The following is a 21,501-nucleotide window of genomic DNA, read 5'->3' as shown; positions in this document are numbered from 1 at the left end:
AAGCGGACCTCGTGGTCCGCTTTTTTGTCCCCGTATTCATTGCCCGGCGCGTTTCCCGGCATGTCCCTTGCTTTGTCCCGGGGGAGGAATACGGACGTTGGCCCCCCTCGGCGAACGACTGGCCAGTGGTCCGGAATCGCGAACTAATTCCGCGCCCTGCCGGTCAATGACTGCACGATCCAATCAGGCGGTGACGCATCATGGACAACCCTTTTCAACTGATTACCGACACCTTCACCCCGCAATACCAGGTCAACCTGAGCATCCAGGGCCTGGACGGCAGCATCATGCTGACCTTGTCCGAAGGTGGCCGCGTGGTGGCCAAGCGCATGATCAGCGCGGCCCAGCGCAATGACCCGCAGCGCATCAAGCGCCTGGTGCAAAGCATTCAGTTTGGTATCGCCATCGAGCAGGGCCACAGTGCCGTGGCCATTCTCGAAGCCATGACCAACGGCGACAGCCTGGGCCTGCCGCCGCCCACCGGCCGGAAGCTCGCGCCGCCGGCCCTGAGGTTCTAGAGCTCGCCCTTCTCCACTTCCGGGTGTTCGCCGGAGCCCGCGCCGATCTTGCGCTGCGGATGCTCGATCTTCACCGAAGGGAACTGCGACGAGGCGTAGCGCACCACCAGGATGGCGAAGGCCAGCAACAGGATGCCGCCGCACAGGTAGATGATGCCCAGGTCCGGCGGGTTGTGGTGCGAGACGTTGGAGATCAGCAACCGGGTCAGCGCGGTGATCGCCACGTAGATCAGGAAACGCACCGGCATGTGGTTGGTCTTGAAGTAGATGCCGACCATCGCCCCCAACTCCAGGTAGATGAACAGCAGCAGGATGTCATCGATCTTGATGTGGCCCACCTCGATCATCTGCAAAAATTCCATCACCGCCGCCCAGGCGGTCACCGCACCGATGGCGAACAGCGCCAGGTAGTGGAACGACTCGACGAACAGGTTGCCCAGGGATTCGGCCAGCTGGTGGACGTTCTGCCGCAGGTTCTCGGCCCAATTGATTTTCACGATGGTTTTTCCTTAGGTCGTTTCGACCGGATGATGCGGATTGGACGTGACGGTTGTTCTGCATGCAGAAAAAAGGCCAGGAGCCTTCAATGAGATGGTGGCCGCCGGCAACGAGGCACGGCCTGGTAACAATCGGCCCGGGAAAAAAATTGCGTCTACATTAAAAAGCCACTATCCAAGGGAAAAGGTTTCGCCTATTCTCTCGACCTGTATATAGATACAGTATTTATACAGACCCATTATCGTGAAGGCATGTGAGGTGGTGAATGGCCGTCGAAGTGGTATACCGCAGCAGCCGAGATATGGAGCGCTTGTTCATGGATAAAGCCGAAGCTGACCGTCATGACAAAATGCTCGAACTGGCTGAATTGCTCGCTGAAGTGTTGCACAAAGCCGTGCCGTCGCTGAGCGAACAGCAGGTGGAAGAAGCCGGGATCTACATGGCGAAGAACCGCGATGTGTTCGCCAAGGCGTTCAAGAGCCAGCCGGACGCGTTGTCCGAGTTGCTCAGTGCCCCCGCTCCCGTAGTGGAGGCTGTGGCAGAGCCGCAACCTGTTGAAGCCGAGGCGCCAGCCAAACCGGCGAAAGCGGCCAAGGCCGCGAAATAGGCTTTACGCGAATTGAATAAGCCCTGTGCCCCAGGCACAGGGCTTTTTTCATGCCTGGGAAGGCAAGAGTGGCACTTGTGCGATGGCCGGTTGAAGCGCTGTCGCCCCTGGCGAATCAGGCAATTCGATAGCGTTGCGATGCAGCAGGGAAGTGATCTTGCCCAGGAAGGCCAGGGGCATCTCAGTCGAGTCCCCATACAGGTCAACCATTCCCACCTCAACTGCGCTGTCAACGATGCAGGAGAACGCCTCGACCTCTTCAGGCGCTATCAAGGCGACAAGCTCCTGGGGCCAATCATCTCCGCGACCATTGAGTGCCAGCAGCGCCCCGGCTCTCTCCCACGCCAGTAGATCGCCCTTTGGCGGGTAGCCCTCAAGGTGCTTTATCAACTCATCGATGGACGGGTGAGCAATGCCTTTTCGTTCGCAGTAAACCGCCAGGCATGCCGCTGCGTACAACTGCAGTTGCCTGATGGAGCAGCCAGTCAATGGTGGGGCCATATCTGGCGCTGTCATTGCGCGACGTCCCAGACCCTGGAGCCTGCGGAACAAAAACCTGATGCGATATCCATGGCTTCCAGAATTCGGTCCTCCAGCTCTTCTGATGCGCCAGGCCGGAGTGATGCCAGATGCTTGTATACGGCCTCTGCGCAAAAGCCCTTGTCCCGGTATGCCACAAGAACATCACGAACCGCCTGAATGTCCGCCCCCACCCGCAACAGGCAGGACAACTGCTCATCCAGCCCGGTCTCCAGCGCTTCACGCATCGTCGATACATTCCTTGTCAGTGGGCACTTCGCAGCCGGATGGTACACAGAGCCTGGCCAAGGGTTAAGGCAAGAATGCCTAGCGGTACAGCACCCGTTCCGCCAGTTCATCGGCCACTCGCGCCGGGGAGCGCTTTTCGGCCTGGGCGTGGGCGAAGATTTCCGTCAGCCGCTGGCTGATCTTCGACAGGTGGGCGGTGATGACCGGCAGTTCCGTGTTGCGGTGCTTGAGGGACACATAGATCAGCCCCCCGGAATTGATCACGTAGTCCGGCGCATAGAGAATCCCGCGGCGCTCCAATTGATCGGCCACCTGCAGGTTGGTCAGTTGATTGTTGGCCGAACCCGCCACCGCCGAGCAGCGCAGTTGCGCCACGCTGAGGCTGTTGAGCACCGCCCCCAGGCCGCAGGGTGCGAGGATGTCGCAAGGGGTGCTGAGCAGAGAATCGTTGGCGATGGGATGGGCGCCCAGTTGCTCCATGGCCAGTTGCACCTTGCCGGCATCGATATCGCTGACCAGCAACTCCGCCCCGGCAGCGTGCAACTGTTCGGCCAGGGCATAGCCGACATTGCCCAGCCCCTGGATCGCCACCCGCAGGCCTTCCAGGTTGTCGCTGCCCAGGCGCGCCATGGCGGTGCTGCGTATGCCGGCGAACACTCCCATGGCGGCATGGGGGGCCGGGTCGCCCGCGGCACTGGTGCTGGTGACGTAACGGGTCTGCTGGGCGATGCAGTCCATGTCGGCCACCGAGGTGCCGCTGTCGATGGCGGTGATGTAGCGCCCGTCCAGTTGCTCGACGCATCGGCCAAAGGCTTCGAACAGGGCGGCGCGGCTTTCCACATGGGCGGGGCGGATGATCACGGCGGTACCGCCGCCCTGGGGCAGGCCGGCCAGGGCGGCCTTGTAGCTCATGCCCTGGGCCAGGCGCGCAGCATCCGTCACGGCACTGCTGTCGTCGGGGTAGGCGAGGTAACGACAGCCGCCCAGGGCGGGCCCCAGGCGGCTGTCGTGGATGGCGATCACTGCCTTCAACCCGGTACAGGGGTCGACGCTGAGGTGCAGCGATTCAAGGCGGGTGCTGTGCATGAGAGCGAACATCGACGGGCTCCCGAATCACTTCTTGTAGACGCCAGTATAGGCTTGCGCCTGGAATTTGCTGCGCCGCGCAGGAATAAGCCCCGGGGTTTTGCAGGCTTTGGGAAATAACCTGCTACCACGCATTTCAACACTGGACGAAGCTTCGTCACGAGGCTAAAACGAGGCATCCGTCGGAGATCGAGATGAACCCGCGCCAAGCTTTTTTCGCCTGTCTGCACCGCTCGCCACCCGCCCTGCTGGAAGCTGCCCTGTGGATTGCTGCCGAGCATGATCCCCAGGTGGTGCCCGGCCTGTTGCTGGAGGAGTTCAAGCAACTGCAGCAGCAAGTGGGCAGCAGCCTGCCGACGCTGCCGGCGAATGAGCTCGGCCAACCGCTGTTGCGCCGGCTCAACGACCTGGGTTTCCAGCAGGACGAACACCTGCCCCTGCGGCCCCAGGCTGCGCTGATGGACAAGGTCCTGGAGCGTCGGCGCGGCCAGCCCCTGGCCCTGGCCCTGATCGCTCTGGAGCTGGCGCAGCGGCTGCAGGTGCCGCTGGCGGGGGTGAACTTTCCCGGGCACTTCCTGCTGCGGGTGCCCGGTGCCGACCACCTGCTGGACCCGTGCGGCGGGCGGCGGCTGTACCCCAACGATTGCCGGGAACTGCTGCAGCGCCAGTACGGCGCCCATATCAAACTCAGCGCCGAGCATCTGGCCAGCGCCGAACCGCTGCAGATGTTCCAGCGCCTGTCACGCAACCTGCGCCAGTTGCACCTGTCCTACGACGACCATCTGGGGGCCCTGATCAATGCCGAACGGGTCCTGGAAATCGGCAACGGCAGCGCCGCCGACTACCTGGCCCGGGCCAGCCTCTACCAGCGCCTGGAATGCCCGAATGCCGAACGCTTCGATCTGGAGCACGCCCTGCTGCTCAGCGACGACCCGATCCAGCGCCTGCGCCTGACCGAACGCCTCGGGCACCTGCCGCCCAACACCATCGTGCACTGAATCCCCGCGGTTCCGCGCCTGCCGTGCAACAATGCCCGCCGCTCACCCGCCTGCTGCAAGGATGAAAAAGCATGAACAGCGCCGAACGCTTCCTCCAGGATTTCCACCAGCGCCACCCCGGCACCACGCCACCGGCCTTCGCCGGGCTGAGCCTGGCGGGGCGTGGTTCCTCCTACGACATACTGGCAACCACCCTCAAGGCCCTACCACCCGAGGCGCGGGTGCTGGACCTGGGTTGCGGCGACGGTTTCCTGCTCGACCTGCTGGCCAGGCACCACCCCACGGCACGGTTTTTCGGGGTCGACATGAGCGCCACCGAATTACAGGCGGCCCATGTGCGCCTGGCGGGCCGGGGCCTGCTGCTGGAGGAGCGGGCGCAAGCCCTTTCCCTCGCCAGCGCCAGCGTCGACGCGGTGCTTTCCCACCTGGCGCTGATGCTCATGAGCGATATCGAGCAGGTGCTGCAGGAGGCTCATCGAGTGCTGGTCCCGGGCGGCCAACTGTCAGCGATGGTCGGCCGGGAATTTCTCCTCGGGGAACTGGGCCAGCACTACCTGCAGGTGTTCCGCGCCGCCGCCCGACGCGACCACCTGGCGCACCTGCCCCTGGTGGACCCACGGGCGCAGTCGGAGGATGGCTGGCGGCAACTGCTGGGCCGGCACTTCACCGCGCTGCACTTCGAAGACCTGGACCTGCCCTGGACGCCAACCTTCGAGGAACTCTGGGTTGCCCTCGGCGACACCTACGACCTGGATCGCCTGAGCCCTGCCAACCGCGCCAGGATGAAGCAGGAACTGCACGACGCCACCCGGCACTTGCAAAGCGCCGACGGCACCCTGCCCACCGGCTGGGGGCTGTTGCTGATACAGGCCAGGGCCGCATGACAGCAGCGCTCGGGCTCTGGCAGGATGGGCGGCTAACCCCAGGGAACGGACACAGCATGCTCATCAGAAAAGCCCACGGCGCCGACGCACAACGAGTCTTCGACATTCGCAACCAGGCCATCAACCAGCAGTGCGCCGGCCACTACCCCGAAGCGGACCTCCAGATCTGGACGGCTGGCGAACTGAGCGACTACTTCATCGAAGTGGTGGAAAACACCGGCCATGTCGCGGTCATCGACAATCAGGTGACCGCCAGCGGCATGCTCGACCTGGAGACCGGGCAGGTCGACGCGGTGTTCGTCGACCCGGCCTACATGGGACGTGGTATCGGCCGCAAGATGATGGAGTACCTCGAAGAACGGGCGCTGGAGGCCGAGTTGCCCCACCTGATCCTGGATTCGACCCTCAATGCCGCCGACTTTTATCGCCGTTGCGGCTTTGTCGGTGAGCGCATCGCTCAGTACCAGTCGCCCCGGGGCCTGACCCTGGCCTGCGTGCCGATGATCAAGCACCTGGCACGCTGAAGCACCCTGCCCCTCAGGACTTGAGCGGGGCCTGCCGTTGCGCGGCCGGCCCCGCCTCACTTGAGGCCGACGCCAGGGGCGAACGCACCTGGATGATCAACAACGCCGCAAGCAGGGCCGGAATCGCGCAGAAGAAGAAAATCTGCTGCACCGGAATATGCATCGCCAGCAGCATGCTGCCGAATAGCGGACCGAGGATCGAACCGAAACGCCCCACGCCCAAAGCCCAGCCGGTGCCGGTGGCGCGCACCTGGGCCGGGTAGAAGTTGCTGGCGAAGGCATTCAGGGTCAACTGGCCACCGATGATGCAGAAGCCCGCGGCAAACACGAACACCACCAGGTAGCGCGGGTTGTCGTGGTTCAACCCCAGTAGCACGGTGCACAGTGCGGCGGCGCTGAGCACCGCGGCCAGCAGGCGCACCTTGCGTTTCAGGCGGTCGGCGAACCAGGCCATGCAGATCGCGCCGAGGGTGCCGGCGAAGAGGAACATCGAAGTCACCAGGTTGGCCTGCCTCAGGGCCAGGCCACTCTCCAGCAGCAGCGTCGGCAACCAGCTGATCATGAAATACAGCAGGATCAGGCTGACGAAAAAGGTCGACCAGATCAGCAAGGTCGGCCGTGCATAGCCATGGCGGAACAGCTCCAGCACCGTGAGCTTGCTGTCCACCTGCTCACCGCTGTTGAGCACTGCGGCCGGCGGTTGCCAGTCCGGGAGCATCTGTGCGGTGACCTTGCGCAGCCGCGCATAGGGCGGCGCGTCCCGCAGCAGGCGCGGCAGCGATTCGGGCAGGCGCCAGAGCAGGAAAGGAAACAGCAGCAGTGGCGTGATGCCACCGGCGAGGAACACCGCTTCCCAGCCAAAGCGATCGATGAACCCGGCGGCAACGAAACCACCCGCCGCGCCGCCAAAGGAGAAACCGCAGGCGGCCAGGGTCACCATCAGGGTGCGCAGGCGCGGCGGCGAATATTCGGACATCAGCGCCATCGCGCTGGGCATCGCCCCGCCCATGCCGATGCCACAGATAAAACGGGCGGCCATCAGGCTTTCAAGGGAATTGGCGAACACCATCAGCACCGTCAGGCTGGCGTAGATCAGCACGCAACAGAGCAGGATCCGGCGCATGCCAAAACGGTCCGCCAGGGGCGTCACCGCCAGGGACCCCAGGGTCAGGCCCAGCAGGTTGGCGCTGAACACCGGGCCGAAGGCGGCCTTCTCCAGCCCCCAGTCCTGGGCCAGGGCCGGCACCACATAGCCCAGGACCTGGGCGTCGTAGCCATCGGTGACCAGCAGCAAGGCGAGAAGCAACAAGAGCAACCACTGGTAGCGGGACACCGGGCGGGCGTCGAGCGCAGCACGAAAGCTGGCAATCTGATTTTGCATCGCAAAGTACCTGTTCGGTTTTTTATGGTTATGGGCAGCAGTGTTGCGCAGGTCACAGGCGGTGACCGCTCAGGCCCCGTTGCGGGGCCTGGATGATGCGGATGCCACGCTGCCCCGGATACCGGGCAGCGTGCAGGTTCAGGCTGGCGTATCCGGCTGGTTGGCCGGGTGCGCAGCCTGGAACGCCGGGTGCTCGGCGGCCAGGGCCGCGACCCGGAGGATCCGCGGATAGGCGTCCAGGGACACCTTGAAACGCTCGGCCGCATACAGCTGGGGAATCAGGAACACATCGGCCAGCCCCGGCTCATCGCCAAAACAGAAGCCCTGGTCGCCGATCAGTTGCTCCAGGGCCGCCAGCCCCTGGCTGATCCAGTGGTCGATCCACACCAGCAGTTGCGCTTCCTCATGGCCCCATTCCCGTAGCAGGTTTTGGGTGCTGGAGTTGTGCAGCGGATGAATGTCGCAGCCGATGATCGCGGCAACCGCCCGTTCCCGGGCGCGGCTGACCAGGTCCGTGGACAGCAGCGGCACCTGTGGATAACGCTCCTCCAGGTACTCGATGATTGCCAGCGACTGGATCAGCAGGTCGCCTTCATCGGTCCGCAGGGCCGGCACCCGGCCCTGAGGGTTGATCTCCAGGTACTCCGGCTGGCGATTCGCACCGCCCTTGGGCACCAGCAGATTGACCGGTATGGCCTGGAACTCCAGGCCCTTGAGGGCCAGCGCGATGCGCACCCGGTAGGACGCAGTGGAGCGGTAGTAGGTATAGAGCTGCATGGGGGCTCTCCCTTAACGTGCCGGCTGGACCGTGCCACGGCATTCGCCGAAGCCGATGGAGGCGAAACCCTCACGGCTGCAACGCCCGCGCAGGATGATTTCATCGCCGTCCTCGAGGAACTTGCGCACCTCGCCGGACGCCAGTTCGATGGGTTTCTTGCCGCCTTCGGTGATCTCCAGCAGGCTGCCGAACTGGCCGTTCTGCGGGCCGGACAAGGTGCCCGAACCGAACAGGTCGCCAGCCTGCAACTGGCAGCCGTTGACGCTGTGGTGCGCAACCATCTGCGCCACGGTCCAGTACATGTACCGAGTGTTGCTCAGGGTCAGGCGGTGTGCCGGCAGGCCCTGCTCGCGCATGGTGCGAGTGGTCAGCAGCACTTCCAGTTCGATGTCGAAGCCACCGCCGGCCTGGTCGCGCTTGTCCAGCAGGTACGGCAGCGGTTGCGGGTCGCCTTCAGGGCGCGGGGCCTGAGCCTGGCGGAACGGCTCCAGGGCCTCGGCGGTCACCACCCAGGGCGAAATGCTGGTGATGAAGCTTTTCGACAGGAATGGGCCCAGCGGCTGGTATTCCCAGGCCTGGATATCCCGCGCCGACCAATCGTTGAGCAGGCAGAACCCGGCAATGTGTTCGGCGGCGTCGCCAATGGCGATGGGCTCGCCCATCTCGTTGCCCTGGCCGATCCAGATGCCCAGCTCCAGTTCGTAGTCCAGGCGCGCGCAGGGGCCGAAGGTCGGTTCGGACTGCCCGGCCGGCAGGGTCTGGCCCTTGGGCCGGCGCACGTCGGCACCGGAAGTACGGATAGTGGAGGCGCGACCGTGGTAACCGATCGGCACGTACTTGTAGTTGGGCAGCAGCGGGTTGTCGGGGCGGAACAGCTTGCCGACGTTCTGCGCGTGTTCGATGCCCACATAGAAGTCGGTGTAATCGTTGATCTTGGCCGGCAGGTGCATCTGGCAGTCCGCGGCCAGGGGCAGCAGTTTCGCCCCCTGGGCCTCGATCTTGCCGCGCAGGCTGCTGCCTTCGCCGAGCAGTTCCAGCAGGCGTTCGCGCAAGGCGACCCGGGCCGGGCGGCCGAGTTCGAAGAACGCATTCAGCTGGCCGCCACGGGCCGCCTGCACCGCAGCCTGGGCCTGGCCTTCGAACAGCCCGGCATCCAGCGCCGCTTCCAGGTCGAAAATCTGTTCGCCAATGGCGACCCCGCTGCGGGGCGCCGAACCCTGGGTGCTGAAGACGCCTAGGGGCAGGTTCTGCAACGGGAAGTCGGGGTGACCGTTGGCGGACTCGACCCAGCTACGGGTGATGGTGGGCAAGGTCATGGGTTATCTCCGATTCGGGTTGAAGGTGACGGGCAGCGAGGCCCAGCAAGCATCGTAGTCGTTCTGCAGCTCTGGGCACTCCAGGGCGAACTGGCTCGGGCGCAGCACCTGGCTGGTCTCGAACATGAAGGCCATGGTGTTGTCGATCTTGGCCGGCTGCAACTGGGCGTTGATCGCCTTGGTGCAGGTTTCGCCGTCCGGGCCGTGGGCGCTCATGCAACTGTGCAGCGACGCGCCGCCGGGCAGGAAGCCTTCGGCCTTGGCATCGTAGGCACCCTGGATCAGGCCCATGAACTCGTTCATCAGGTTGCGGTGGAACCACGGTGGACGGAAGGTGTTCTCGGCCACCATCCAGCGTGGCGGAAAGATCACGAAGTCCAGGTTGGCCAGGCCCGGCACGCTGGTGGGCGAGGTCAATACGGTGAAGATCGACGGGTCCGGGTGGTCGAAGCTGACGGTGCCAATGGTGTTGAAACGACGCAGGTCGTATTTGTACGGCACGTTGTTGCCGTGCCAGGCCACCACGTTCAGTGGCGAATGGTCGAGCTCGCAGCCCCAGAGCTCGCCGAGGTACTTCTGGACGAGCGTGGTGGGCTGGCGCAGGTCTTCGTAATGAGCCACCGGGGCCAGGAAATCCCGGGGGTTGGCCAGGCCGTTGCTGCCAATCGGCCCAAGGTCCGGCAGGCGCAGCGGCGCGCCGTGGTTCTCGGCGACGTAGCCGCGGGCTTGCGGGTCCAGCAGTTCGATGCGGAATTTCAGCCCGCGAGGCAGCACGGCGATTTCCAATGGCTCCAGGTCCAGCATGCCCAGTTCGGTGACGATGCGCAGGCGGCCCAGCTCCGGCACCAGCAGCAGCTCGCCATCGGCATTGAAGAACACCCGCTCCATCGAGCGGTTGGCACGGTAGTGATAGACGCTGATACCCGCCGGCTTCTGCGCCGCCGAGTTGGCCACCATGGCCACCAGGCCGTCGATGAAATCGGTGGCTTCACCAGGAATCTGCAGGGGGCTCCAGCGCAGGCGGTTGGGGGTGACCTCACCCAGGGGGCCGCCTGCCAGCTGGCGCGCAAGCTTGGCGAAAGCCGGGTGCTTGGCCGAGGGCTGGATGCGGTACATCCAGGTACGCCGGGCTTCGCTGCGGGTCATGGTGAAGGCGGTGCCGGAAAACAGTTCGGCGTACAGGCCGTAAGGGGCTTTTTGCGGGGAGTTCTGGCCGACGGGAAGCGCCCCTGGCAGGGCCTCGCTGGCAAATTCGTTGCCAAAGCCCGATTGGTAGCTGAGGGCCGACGCCGAAGAATCGAGGTTCATGGAGCCTCCTGGAAGTTGGAATAGGCAGGGGCCACCACTCCCTTACAAGAGCTATCGGCACGCCTGGGTTATTTTTATCGTAATCCAATTACGCATAACGTAATTTGATTGCCCAGGAGCGTCAAGCTATAAAGACCGCCACTTGTCACGGGACCCCAATGCCTCCATGGAAAAGCCGCGCAGCATCAGCGACAGCACCGGTAAACAGAAAGTCCGCTCGGCCGAGGTCGGTACCGACATCCTCAAGGCCCTGGCCGAACTGTCGCCAGCCACTTCCCTTTCGCGCCTGGCCGAACATGTGCAGATGCCGGCAAGCAAGGTGCATCGCTACCTGCAGGCCTTGATTGCCAGCGGCTTTGCCGAACAGAACAGCGCCACCAATCACTACGGCCTGGGCCGCGAAGCACTGCGGGTAGGCCTGGCTGCCCTGGGCAGCATGGACGTACTGAAAGTCGCGACCCTGCCCCTGGCGGAACTACGGGACGAATTGAACGAAACCTGCTTCCTCGCGGTGTGGGGCAACCAGGGCGCGACAGTGGTGCATATCGAACCGGCGGTGCGGGCGGTGACCGTGGTCACTCAACTGGGCTCGGTGCTGCCACTGCTCAGTTCATCCACCGGGCTGGTGTTCAACGCCTACCTGCCACAGCGCGAAACCCTCGACCTGCGCCAGCAGGAACTGACAACCGGCAGCCCCCACGCCCTGGCCGACGAGCAGGTGCACGATGCCCTGGCCGAGCAGATTCGCCAGCGCGGGCTGCACCATGTCCACGGTTTGCTGATGCCCGGTGTCGATGCCCTGTCGGCGCCGGTGTTCGATGCCACCGGCAAGATCGCCGCGGTGCTGACCGTGGTAGGGCCGACATCGCTGTTCCACGCCGATGAACATGGGCCCGCAGCCCAACGTCTGCTGGCGGCCAGCTCTGCAGTGAGCTGGCGCATGGGTTATCAGCCGCAATAACCGCTAGCGCTCAACTCATCAGCCCCAGGGCCTGGGCCTTGGCTACCGCCTGGGTACGCCGCTCCACCCCCAGTTTGCTGTGAATCCGGCGCCCGTGGGTCTTCACGGTATGCAGGGAAATGAACAATTTCTCGGCGATCTGCTGGTTTGAACAGCCCTGGGCGATCAGTTGCAGCACTTGCAGTTCCCGCAGGCTGAGCAGGCTTTCGCGATTTTCCAGGGGGCCTGCCGATGACGGCGTCTGCAGCGTTTCCCCCGCAGGCAGCAAGAGTGGTTGCCGCAGGCGCAGTTCGTGCAGTGCCTGCGGCAGGTTGCATCGCTGCACCAGTGCCTGCCCGGCCTGCAATGCCTCCTGCGCCAGCGCCTGGTTGCCTTGCAGGTGGGCGACCTCGGCCAGGGCCAGTTGCACCTCAGCCTCCAACCCCTGCATGCCGTGGCGTTGGGCCCGGGCCAGCAGCCCCTGCAAGGTAGCGATCGGCGCCTGGGCCCGCCCCAGGTGAACCTCGGCCAGCACCAGCAGGTATTCGATCCCCGGAATCAACTCCAGGGTGGCCGGTGGCGCCTGTAGCGCCTGCGGGCCGCGAAAGTGCCGGAGCAAGCGGCTCAAGGCCTCCTGAGCCAGCTCCGGTCGCCCCTGTTGCAGCCAGAGCTGGCTGCTGACCTGCAACAGCACGCCCCGGTACACCGTGTCGGGAATCTGCCGCTGCTGCATCAGCCGCTCCGCATCCCGCAGGCGCACGAAGGCCTGGGCATAATCACCCTGGTTGGCCGCCAGTTGGGCCTGGCCGAGAAAACCATACAAGGCACGCTTGTCGTGGCTCAGCAGGCAATCCTCGAGGCCGCTGCGAAAGTAGCCGGCCGCCTGCTCTGCATGCCCCTGGCGCAAGGCCAGGCGACCGAGTCGCAGGGCGATGCGACCGAGCAGCGGGGTCGCCCGCAGCGCCTGCATCGACAAGCGCTCACAGACCTGCTCCAGCAGGCTCTGGGCCCGATGCGGCGCGCCCCTTTGCTCCAGCAACTGGGCATGGTCCAGTTCCAGCAGGCCTTCGAACAGCTGGGCATCCTGGGCCCGGGCCAGGCACAGGGCTTCACGATTGAGGGCCTGGGCCACATCCAGCTCCGCACCCAGCAGGGCCTGCTGGGTCAGCCCCGACAGGCACAGCAGGCGGGTGGTCCAGGCGCTGTCCGCCAGCTCATCCAGGGCCTCGATAAAATGCTGCCGCGCCGCCACCATCCGCCCGCTCAGGTGCAGCAGCCAGCCCTGCTGTGCCTGCCAGCGGGCCAGCAACTGACGCTGCTGCGCTGCCGAGGGCTGGGGGGCGAACCGGGCCATCTGCGCCATGCACTGCCCGGCCTGCTCGAAGCGCCCGGCAAACAGCATGGCCGCAACCAGCAGCCCCACCAGGTGCGGCGACACCAGCAAGAGTTCGCCACCGTGGCGCTCATGCAGTTGCAGCAACAGCAGCGCATTGTCCTGCTGGAACAGGAACTCGAAACTGAAATGCTCCAGCAGGCTGACCGCGACTTCATACTCTTCGGCCCGCAGCGCCTGCTCAAAGGCCGACTGCCAATCCTCCTGGGCAATGAACCACTGGCAGGCCCGGCGATGCCAGGAGCGCCCGCCCGGCCAGGCCTCGTCGCGCATTAGCCGGGCCAGCGGCGGAAACACCTGGAGCCAGTCGCCGCCACCGTCCCAGGGTTCAATGAAGCAGGCCATGTCCTGCAGGGTCCGCAGGTACTGGGCACCCTCCCCGACGCCGAACAGATGCTCGCACAGCTCGGCGTTGAAACGTGGCAGGTGCGCCAGTACTTGCCAGACTTGCGCCAGCTCCGCCGGCAGCACGCTGAACAGCTCGTGCTCCAGGTACTCCAGCAAGGTATTGGGGCGCCCCGGCTTGCAGGGCTGAATCGTCAGCTCGCTGCCTTCCAGCAAGGCGATGCGCACCCCGGCGCACCAGCCGCCACTGCGTTGCAGAATGCGACTGGCGGTCTGCGCGCACAGGGGTTGCGGCAGCCGTTGCAGCAGTTGCTCGATCTCGATCTGGCTGAATGCCAGTGCCGGGCCGTCCAGCTCGAACAACTGATCGTCCAGCAGCAGGCGTGGCCAGTTGCACAGGGGCCGGCGACGGCAACCCAGCCACCAGGTCAACTGCGGGTTGTCCAGGCTCAGCAGGCGATCGAGCAGCAGGTCCAGGTCCGCAGCCGCGACCCGGCAATAGTCATCGATGAAGATCCAGGCCGGCGCCTGCAGGTGCGCCAGGTGCTGCAGCACCGTGGCTTCGTCATCGCGCTCCAGCCCCAGGGCCTGGGCCAGGGCAGCGCACAGCCCCTGCGGGCTATGCCGCCCGCCGGACAACGGTAACCAGCTCACCCGGCAGGTCTGCGGTGCCTGTTGCAGGCACTCAGCCAGCAGCGCCGTCTTGCCGCTGCCGGCAGGCGCGCAAAGCAGTTTGACCCGCGCACCGGAGGCCAGCAACGGCGCGCTCAGGCGGCTGCGGGAAAAATGATGGGAGGACAAACGGGGCATGAACCCGGGACGCTCTGGACAACGAGTCATGGCGGTCATTGCGGCGTGCCTTTTTATAGTTTTAGCCAGCGTAGCCCCACCCTAGCCCCGACCTCCTGGCCAGTTGAAGAAGTATTCAGCAGGCTGATCAGCCCCCATAAAAAACCGACCAGGCAGTCGGATAACTGCCAGTCAAGAGGAAGGCAGTATTGCCGCGACTGTGGCGAGCAAGCTCGCTTGCCAGGACTGGCCACCATAAAAAGCCGCACGCCCCAAGAGCGTGCGGCTCGACCATTGCTCCACTGCAACCCAAGAGGCGCCTAGCGCACTCCGCTGGCGCGCAGGGCCGCCGGGGTATAGTCGGCCGCCTTGGCGGCAAAGCCGAACTCCAGGCTGTGCTTCTCTTCGTTCTTCATGCCCAGGGCCAGATAACGGCCGGCGTTCAGGTCATACAGGGCCTCCAGGGTGTAGGCCGGTACCTGGTGGTCGTAGTAGTACTGCGCATGACCTTCGGCTACCCGCCACAGTTGGCCACGCCCGTCATAGTGGTCCACCAGGGCCACCTGCCAGCTGTCCTCGTCGATGTACATGTGCCGAGTGGCGTAGATGTGCCGCTGGTTGGGCTTGACCGTGCCCACCACTTCCCACACCCGGTGCAGTTCATAGCGGGTCAGGTCCTGGTTGATGTGCCCGGCCTTGACGATGTCGTCGTACTTGAGGCTCGGGGAATCCAGCTTGTAGCTGTTGTAGGGGATGTACATCTCCTTCTTGCCCACCAGCTTCCAGTCGTAACGGTCGGGAGCACCGGAGAACATGTCGAAGTTGTCCGAGGTGCGCAGGCCGTCGGCGGCGGTGCCCGGGCCGTCGTAGGCCACTTGCGGGGCGCGGCGCACGCGACGCTGGCCCGCGTTGTAGATCCATGCCGAACGCGGTTCCTTGACCTGGTCCAGGGTCTCGTGGACCAGCAGCACGTTGCCCGCCAGCCGCGCCGGGGCGGTCACCGACTGCTTGAAGAAGTTCTGCACGTTGGCCGCCTTGGCCGGGTCCAGGTCCGGGATCAGTTGCGGCGCCGCCACCTCTTCCTCGAAACGGATCGAGGTGTAGCTGCCGTTGGTCTGCGGGGTGACCTGGGTGACGATGCGCTTCTGGTTGCCGCCGTGATAACGGGTCAGGTGGTTCCACAGCACCTCGATGCCGTTCTTCGGAATCGGGAAGGCGTAGTAACGGTTGCCGGTAAAGTTGGCCAGGCCGTTGCCGTCGTTGGTAGTGGTCACGCTCAAGGCGCTGCGCTTGGCCGACTCGTAGATCTCGGGTGGCAGGCCGACGCTGCGGTGAGTGGGGTAGACCGGGATCCGGTAGCTGTCCGGGTAGCGCTTGAACATCGCCACCTGGCCGTCCGAAAGCTTGTCCTTGTATTTGTCCACCGTCGCCGCGGTGATGATGAACAGCGGTTTTTCATTGGCGAACGGGTCGGCGAGAAAGCCCTTGCTGTCCACCGCCCCGGCATTCTTGGGAATGCCTCCGGTCCAGGCCGGGATCGAGCCGTCGGCATTACCGGCTTTTTCCGCACCTACCGGGGTCAGGCTGGTTCCCAGCTTGGCGGCTTCTTCCGGGCTCACGGCGGCCAACAGGTTGGCCGCCCACAACCCCAGTGCCAGGGCGCTGCATTGCAGAATCATCTTGCGCATTCAAATGCTCCTTCTTGTGCCGGTTCAGAAGTTCACGCCAAAGCTCAACGCGAGGAAGTCCCGGTCGGTCAGGGTGTTGTAGCGCCCGCCAAAAAAGTCGGTGTAGCTGAGGCTGGCGGTGTAGGTGTTGCGGTAGTCGGCATCCACGCCAACGCTCAGGGCCTTGGCGCCCTGGTTGAACAGGCCGTTGGGCCCGTAGCCGTTGACGTCATGGGACCAGGAAAGGTTGGGCTTGAAGTTGATGCCGGCGATCACGTTGCTGTAGTCGAGGATGGCCCGGGCGCGATAGCCCCAGGAGGTGGCCGTGACGAAACCGTCGGTGTCGCCCCCATAGCCGTATTGGCCGTACACCGAGTCCCGGCCGTAGCGCAGCTTGCTCTTGTCTTCCAGGCCTCCGACGTGGACCACTGCCGCCTCGCCCACCAGGGTCAGGCGGTCGGCCCCCAGCACCTGATCGAAGAACTGGGTCATGGAACTCTGGATCTGAGTGATTTCCTTGCGCCGGTAGCCGGTGTTGTCAGCCCCCATGGCGGTCTTGATCGGCGACGCCGCGCCCCCGGAAATAGGGTTGAGCAGGGCCAGGGTCAGGTCGTTGGTGTTGACCTGCACCGGCGCGTTGGGCCGATAGCTGATCTCGCCGGTCCAGGCGGTGCCGGTGGGCAGGGTGGTGGAGAAACTGGCGCCATACAGGCGGATGTCTTCCGGGTATTCGAGGTAGTACTGGCCACGGCCAAGCATCACGCTTTGCACCAGGCCACTGCCAGAACCCGGAACGATGCCGTTGGCGACGCCGGCAATGGCGCCCAGGGTCGCCGCGCTGACATTGGCCGTGGTGGTACTCACCACCGGGCTGCGGGAGTGGTAGTTCATGAAGTACAGGCCGTACTCGGTGTCATCGCCGAGCCAGCGCAGGGCGGCGCCCCACTGCCCGGAGTCGCGGGCATCACGATCACCGCCGCGGGGCAGGATCACCCCTTCGCGGGTCACCTGGAAGCCCTGGCCGAAGGCCGCCGCCACCGGCTGCAACGGCGCGATGGCCGGGCTGCCGACGGTGTAGCCGGTGGTGCAGCCATCGGCCACCACGTCGTTGCCGAAGAAGGTGCCGCAGTTGTCCACCACGGTCTGGTCCCACTCCAGCTGATAGAAGCCTTCCACGGTCAGCTGATTGGTCAGGCCCTGGGACGCGAACAGCATGTTCACCGGCACCAGGCCTTCCTTGATTTCGGCGCCGGGGCGGCGAAAGGCCGAGACATCCACAGGGTTGATGCTGTTGATGGAGTTGCCTATGAAGGTGCTCTCGCCCCAGCTGACCACCTGCTTGCCGGCACGCACGGTACCCGGCAGGTCGGCAATGGAATAGTTGTGGTAGACGAAGGCATCGAGGATCTGCGCCCCCGATGACTTGGCGCCCTCCTTGCGGTTGTGGTCGCTGATGGGCTTGAACTCGCGGTCTTCGTCCTTGAGCTCGAAGTCGTACCAGTACTTGCCGCGAACGAAGACCCCGGTGTCGCCGTACTTGAGCTCCAGGTCATGCAGGCCCTTGAAGATCTTCGAGAAGGTTTCGCCCTTCTTGAAGTTCAGGCGGCCATCGTCGCCGGTGGACGACTGGGCGGTACCGCCATTGACCGTTCCGACGAAGGCGCGGTCGGCATTGCGCATGCCCCAGCTGGCACCAACCGATAGCGACGAGTCGAACTGCCCTTCGATTTCCCCGATGTTGAACGACACCGCCTGCGCCTGGGCGCAGCAGCCCAGCGCCACCGCGACGGCCAGCGCCTGCGGTTTGAAGATGGCGCGCATTGTTATTCTTGTCATGCGTCTTCCCCGGTGAGTGACAGGAGGCCTCACCCTACTGCCGGGGTAGCACGGTCGATAAGCGCACCAAGGAGGTATTCGCGCTGTCACTCGAAGGGATTAGTGCCCTTGCCATCAGGGCCGTTCAAGGGGTTATCCAGCGGCTGGATGCAGGCTTATCAGGGGCGTCGATGCAGGGGGATGACCGGGGCGAAAAAACGCTTAGACTGTTGCTCAGGCTGTAACAGTCCTTGTCCTGAATCGCTATTTTTCCGTACCCGGCCAGGGCTTATTCTTCACTCGCAGTCACGGCAAACAACCGCTTGCCACTGACCTTGCAAGTACCGGGCACGAACTGTTCCCGGGAATGATTTCCAGCCGCTTGAAGGCGTGTGATTCAAGCTGCTGCCCCTGGTTCACCGACGTTGATTTTGTAGCTCCTTGATCTAACGTCTTGCTTCGGCCGCTGCTCTTGCAGCGGCCTTTTTTATGCCTGGAACACCAGAGGAAAGTGGCAACTACGCCGCGTCATCCTCGCTCTCGTCGTAATGAAACTTGTGCAGCAGACGGTGCGCCACTGGGGACAGGATCAAGCCCAGGGTGGCAGCGAAGACCAGGTTGGTATAAAGCCCGTAGCTGGCAAAAAACAGTTTGCCACCAGGGGTTTGCGGCATGTTGATGGGGCCGATGCCGCCGAGGATCATGGCCGCGTCATACAAGGCGTCATGGAAGGAAATGTCTTGTTCGAAGTACAGCAGGCCGCTGATACCCAGCAGCACCGAGAAGATGATCAGCGCCAGCACCACCAGCCCATGCATGCATAAACGGCGGATGAACAGCAGCCGCGACAATACCGGCTGATCCTTTGACTCATACATATGCAGCACTCCCTGTTCGTTCGCGGACCGTCGAGCATAGTGACGAACGCTGCAGGAGTAAAACCGCCGGGGCCAGGGCCCGGCGGGGTGATGCATCCAGTGCTGAAAACCCGGCGCACTTAGCGCCAGAAGCCGGCCCCTATCACCCAGGCACAGGCGATAGGGGATGGACAAAGGGGCGCTTCAGAGGGCGTACTTTTGCAGATTCTGCATCATCTCCTTCAACGCCTCGATATTGTCCTTGGGGTGAGCCGCGCCCTCGAAGTCGCAGATCTGCTGCCAGTGGGCCGCCACGTCTTCCGGGGAAAATCCCTGGCGAGGATCGAAGCCGGCGCCCAGGCTGCGCTCCCAGCGCACCTTGCCGATCCAGCCCCCGCCCACTTCGAACAGGCCGGAGGTTTCCTGGCACTGCTCGCTGCCCAGGTACACCACCAGCGGGCTGACCAGTTCGGGCTTGAGCTGCTCGAACACCTGGGGCGGAATCAGCCCCTCGGTCATCCGCGTGCCGCCGGTGGGCGCGATGGCGTTGACCAGGATGTTGTTCTTGCGCCCTTCGATGGCCAGGGTCCGGGTCAGGCCGTACAGGCCGAGCTTGGCCATGCCGTAGTTGGACTGGCCGAAGTTGCCATAGATGCCCGAGGTGGAAGCGGTGAAGATCACCCGCCCATACCCCTGGTCGCGCAGGTGTGGCCAGGCGGCGCGGGTGACCTTGTAGGCCCCCTCAACATGCACCCGATACACCAGGTCCCAATCGGCGTCCTCCATCTTGTGGAAGGTCTTGTCCCGCAGGATCCCCGCGTTGTTGACCACCACATCGACCCGACCAAACACATCCAGGGCGTTCTGCACGATCTTTTCACCGTCGGTGACCGAGTCATGGCTGGCTTCGGCGATACCGCCGGCCTCGCGGATCTGCGCCACCACGCGGTCGGCGGCCGAAGCGCTGGCGCCTTCGCCCTGGGCCGAGCCGCCGAGGTCGTTGACCAGCACCTTGGCGCCGTGCCGGGCGAACAGCAGTGCATGGGCCCGGCCCAGGCCACCGCCGGCCCCGGTGACGATCACCACTTTATCTTCCAAGCGCACAGACTCACTCATACCGAACTCCAGCAGGGCCAATGGACAATGCTTCGAGTGTCAGGCAGCCAGCCTTTGGTCACAATAAAAACGTTTTGACCTGAATGGTGCGCAATAAGGCAGCGGGATAATCGCCTTGCCCGCTCAAGGCCGCGGGGTTCAGGAACACGCCAACCGTGATGATGGCGACAGCAGATTGTCGCGAAACTCCAGGTAATGCTTGAGCACCGCCAGGGGCGCTTCGATCTGCGGGTAATGCCCGATGTTCGGCAGCAGCACCGTGTCGGCCCGTGGGATCAATTGCCGATAGCGCTCCACCATGTGTGCCCCGGAAATCGGGTCCAGGGCACCATCGATCACCCGCAGGGGCACCTCGCCGCGCTGCATGGCACTGACCCAACGTTCACGCCGGGCCCGGCGTTCAGGGATGTAGCCGATCAGCTTGTGCAGGATTCGCGGGCCATCGTTGCTCTGCACCAGGCTCCAGAAATCATCCAGCACCGACTCGCTGGGGCGGTTCTGGGGGCCGAATATCTGCCGAAAACTCTTGGCCAGGCCCTGGCGGCTGAACGTGCGCCCGAGCATCCAGCCCAGCGGGCTGAGCAGCAGCTTCTGGGTCAGCACCGGGCGATGGGTTTCCGGAAACAGGCCGCCGTTGAGAAACACGCAACTGGCGATATCGATCCGCTCTTCGTAGTGCCGGGCCAGCAACTCCTGGGCAACGCTGTCGCCGTAGTCGTGGGCCAGCAGATGCACCGGCTCGGCGATACCCAGATGGGCCAGCAGCGCCTGCTGCAGGTCAGCCTGCTCCAGCAGGCTGTAGTCATGCTCCAGGGGCTTGGCCGAATCGCCGAAGCCCAGCATGTCGCAGGCGATCACCTGATGATGCCGGGCCAGGGGCTGCCACAGGTAGTGCCAGTCCCAACTGGCGGTGGGAAAGCCATGGATCAGCAGCAGCGGCTCGCCCTGCCCGGCTACCCAGTAACGGATGCGCTGGCCGCGAAAGAGCAGGTCATGTCCGCGTGTACGCCACACGCACAGCGGGATCTCGGCAATAGGCATCAGAGTGTGTAACCCGGGTCGAGTTGATCGAGTTTGCGCAGCAGGGCCGGCCAGGCCAGAGCGCCGCCCATGCCCTGAGCGCTGCGGGTGACACCAGCGATCATCGCCCTGGCCCCGGCCAGGATCGGCGCAGGGATGGCAATCAGCTCGGCGCCGCCGTTCTGCGCCAGCACCTGGATCTCGCAGGCGCGCTGGAAGGTGAACATCATCAGGAAGGTGTCGGCGATGGTCGCGCCGCAGGTGAGCAGGCCATGGTTGTGCAGCATCAGGAAACTGTTGTCCCCCAGGTCGGCCTGCAGCCGGACCTTCTCCTCGGGGTTCAGGGCCACACCTTCATAGGGGTGGTAACCCAGGCTCGACAACACGAACAGCGACTGCTGGCTGATGGGCAACACGCCCTGCTTCTGCGCCGACACCGCAACCCCGGCCGCGGTATGGGTGTGCAGCACGCAAACCACATCGTGACGCACCGCATGCACCGCGCTGTGAATGGTGTAGCCCGCCGGGTTGATCTCGTAGGGGCTGTCCATCAGCTTGTTGCCGGCCTGGTCGACCTTCACCAGGCTCGACGCGGTGATCTCGTGGAACATCAGGCCAAACGGGTTGATCAGGAAATCTTCGGTGCCCGGTACCTTGGCGGAGATGTGGGTGAAAATCAGGTCGTCCCAGCCATGCATCGCCACCAGGCGATAGCAGGCGGCCAGGTCCACGCGGGTTTGCCACTCGATGGCGCTGACCTGGTTTTTTACACTCGGTGTCGATTGAACGGGGGCTAGGCTCAAGGCAAGGACCTCGGTGGTGGTTCTTATAGGAAGAAGACCTCCAGAGTCTAGACAGCCCACGCCGCTGGCGGAGTTGCATTGGCAGCCAGC

At 64.2% G+C, this 21,501-nt stretch carries 20 protein-coding genes and 1 pseudogene; 6 read left to right on the top strand and 15 right to left on the bottom strand.

Going from position 1 to position 21,501, the window contains the following annotated elements; all coding sequences use genetic code 11:
• The first annotated feature begins 200 nt into the window (after positions 1-200).
• Entirely contained in the window at positions 201-518 is a 318-nt protein-coding gene (locus ABCR88_RS05115; protein WP_015634203.1) for a DUF3509 domain-containing protein, read from the top strand.
• On the opposite strand, the gene ABCR88_RS05110 is transcribed toward ABCR88_RS05115, so the two are convergent.
• Positions 515-1,015 carry a phosphate-starvation-inducible PsiE family protein gene (locus ABCR88_RS05110; RefSeq protein WP_011059330.1) on the bottom strand — a complete coding sequence of 167 codons (501 nt, stop codon included), beginning with the start codon at positions 1,013-1,015 and terminating at the stop codon, positions 515-517. The genes ABCR88_RS05115 and ABCR88_RS05110 overlap by 4 nt on opposite strands.
• Before the next feature lie 266 nt (positions 1,016-1,281).
• Here ABCR88_RS05110 and ABCR88_RS05105 point away from each other — a divergent pair.
• Positions 1,282-1,521: pseudogene (locus ABCR88_RS05105) on the top strand (YebG family protein); the annotation flags it as partial.
• A gap of 150 nt (positions 1,522-1,671) precedes the next feature.
• On the opposite strand, the gene ABCR88_RS05100 reads toward ABCR88_RS05105, so the two are convergent.
• The 3 genes from ABCR88_RS05100 to ABCR88_RS05090 form a co-directional block, all read right to left on the bottom strand.
• Positions 1,672-2,124 carry a hypothetical protein gene (locus ABCR88_RS05100; protein WP_350023615.1) on the bottom strand — a complete coding sequence of 151 codons (453 nt, stop codon included), beginning with the start codon at positions 2,122-2,124 and terminating at the stop codon, positions 1,672-1,674.
• Between the two features lie 11 nt (positions 2,125-2,135).
• Positions 2,136-2,390 (bottom strand): hypothetical protein, encoded by a 255-nt coding sequence (locus ABCR88_RS05095; protein ID WP_053149052.1) that lies wholly within the window; start codon positions 2,388-2,390, stop codon positions 2,136-2,138.
• Positions 2,391-2,469: 79 nt separating this feature from the next.
• A complete protein-coding gene (locus tag ABCR88_RS05090; RefSeq protein ID WP_011059327.1) occupies positions 2,470-3,489 on the bottom strand; it encodes a Glu/Leu/Phe/Val dehydrogenase dimerization domain-containing protein in 1,020 nt (339 codons plus the stop codon).
• Between the two features lie 182 nt (positions 3,490-3,671).
• Between ABCR88_RS05090 and ABCR88_RS05085 the strand changes: the two genes are divergently transcribed.
• From ABCR88_RS05085 to ABCR88_RS05075, 3 genes are all read left to right on the top strand, one after another.
• Entirely contained in the window at positions 3,672-4,475 is an 804-nt protein-coding gene (locus ABCR88_RS05085) for a transglutaminase family protein (protein ID WP_011059326.1), read from the top strand.
• A gap of 71 nt (positions 4,476-4,546) precedes the next feature.
• Positions 4,547-5,359, top strand: a complete 813-nt coding sequence (locus ABCR88_RS05080) for a class I SAM-dependent methyltransferase (protein ID WP_350023614.1) — start codon at positions 4,547-4,549, stop codon at positions 5,357-5,359.
• Between the two features lie 56 nt (positions 5,360-5,415).
• Positions 5,416-5,883, top strand: coding sequence for a GNAT family N-acetyltransferase (locus tag ABCR88_RS05075; RefSeq protein WP_041116012.1), 468 nt, complete (start codon positions 5,416-5,418; stop codon positions 5,881-5,883).
• Positions 5,884-5,896: 13 nt separating this feature from the next.
• Here ABCR88_RS05075 and ABCR88_RS05070 read toward each other — a convergent pair whose 3' ends face one another.
• From ABCR88_RS05070 to hmgA, 4 genes are all read right to left on the bottom strand, one after another.
• Entirely contained in the window at positions 5,897-7,264 is a 1,368-nt protein-coding gene (locus tag ABCR88_RS05070; RefSeq protein WP_350023613.1) for an aromatic acid/H+ symport family MFS transporter, read from the bottom strand.
• Between the two features lie 138 nt (positions 7,265-7,402).
• Positions 7,403-8,041 (bottom strand): maleylacetoacetate isomerase, encoded by a 639-nt coding sequence (gene maiA / locus ABCR88_RS05065; protein ID WP_015634196.1) that lies wholly within the window; start codon positions 8,039-8,041, stop codon positions 7,403-7,405.
• Positions 8,042-8,053: 12 nt separating this feature from the next.
• Positions 8,054-9,358: a fumarylacetoacetase gene (gene fahA, locus ABCR88_RS05060; RefSeq protein WP_194237193.1), complete on the bottom strand. Its 1,305-nt coding sequence runs from the start codon at positions 9,356-9,358 to the stop codon at positions 8,054-8,056.
• Positions 9,359-9,361: 3 nt separating this feature from the next.
• On the bottom strand, positions 9,362-10,666 hold the full coding sequence (gene hmgA, locus ABCR88_RS05055; protein WP_015634194.1) for a homogentisate 1,2-dioxygenase: 1,305 nt from the start codon (positions 10,664-10,666) through the stop codon (positions 9,362-9,364).
• Positions 10,667-10,832: 166 nt separating this feature from the next.
• On the opposite strand from hmgA, the gene ABCR88_RS05050 reads away from it, so the two are divergent.
• The gene (locus ABCR88_RS05050) at positions 10,833-11,627 is read left to right on the top strand and encodes an IclR family transcriptional regulator (RefSeq protein WP_041116006.1); all 795 of its coding nucleotides are present in this window, start codon (positions 10,833-10,835) and stop codon (positions 11,625-11,627) included.
• A gap of 10 nt (positions 11,628-11,637) precedes the next feature.
• Here the strand turns inward: ABCR88_RS05050 and ABCR88_RS05045 are convergent, their stop codons facing one another.
• From ABCR88_RS05045 to ABCR88_RS05015, 7 genes are all read right to left on the bottom strand, one after another.
• Positions 11,638-14,193, bottom strand: a complete 2,556-nt coding sequence (locus ABCR88_RS05045) for a LuxR C-terminal-related transcriptional regulator (RefSeq protein WP_350404189.1) — start codon at positions 14,191-14,193, stop codon at positions 11,638-11,640.
• 260 nt (positions 14,194-14,453) lie between these two features.
• Positions 14,454-15,821: a DUF1329 domain-containing protein gene (locus ABCR88_RS05040; protein ID WP_053149042.1), complete on the bottom strand. Its 1,368-nt coding sequence runs from the start codon at positions 15,819-15,821 to the stop codon at positions 14,454-14,456.
• A gap of 24 nt (positions 15,822-15,845) precedes the next feature.
• Positions 15,846-17,636 (bottom strand): DUF1302 domain-containing protein, encoded by a 1,791-nt coding sequence (locus ABCR88_RS05035; protein WP_015634190.1) that lies wholly within the window; start codon positions 17,634-17,636, stop codon positions 15,846-15,848.
• A 497-nt stretch (positions 17,637-18,133) separates the two neighbouring features.
• Positions 18,134-18,493, bottom strand: a complete 360-nt coding sequence (locus tag ABCR88_RS05030; protein WP_019093356.1) for a hypothetical protein — start codon at positions 18,491-18,493, stop codon at positions 18,134-18,136.
• 183 nt (positions 18,494-18,676) lie between these two features.
• Entirely contained in the window at positions 18,677-19,588 is a 912-nt protein-coding gene (locus tag ABCR88_RS05025) for an SDR family oxidoreductase (RefSeq protein ID WP_011059315.1), read from the bottom strand.
• 138 nt (positions 19,589-19,726) lie between these two features.
• Entirely contained in the window at positions 19,727-20,629 is a 903-nt protein-coding gene (locus ABCR88_RS05020) for an alpha/beta hydrolase (protein WP_015634188.1), read from the bottom strand.
• Positions 20,629-21,411: a class II aldolase/adducin family protein gene (locus ABCR88_RS05015; RefSeq protein WP_011059313.1), complete on the bottom strand. Its 783-nt coding sequence runs from the start codon at positions 21,409-21,411 to the stop codon at positions 20,629-20,631. Before ABCR88_RS05015 ends, ABCR88_RS05020 begins: the two co-directional genes overlap by 1 nt.
• Between the last annotated feature and the right edge of the window lie 90 nt (positions 21,412-21,501).

Source organism: Pseudomonas sp. W17 (genome assembly GCF_040268305.1).
In the GTDB taxonomy this organism is placed as follows: domain Bacteria; phylum Pseudomonadota; class Gammaproteobacteria; order Pseudomonadales; family Pseudomonadaceae; genus Aquipseudomonas; species Aquipseudomonas protegens.
The sequence above is the reverse complement of the archived record's forward strand: the minus strand, read 5'-3'. Positions and strand labels throughout refer to the sequence as shown.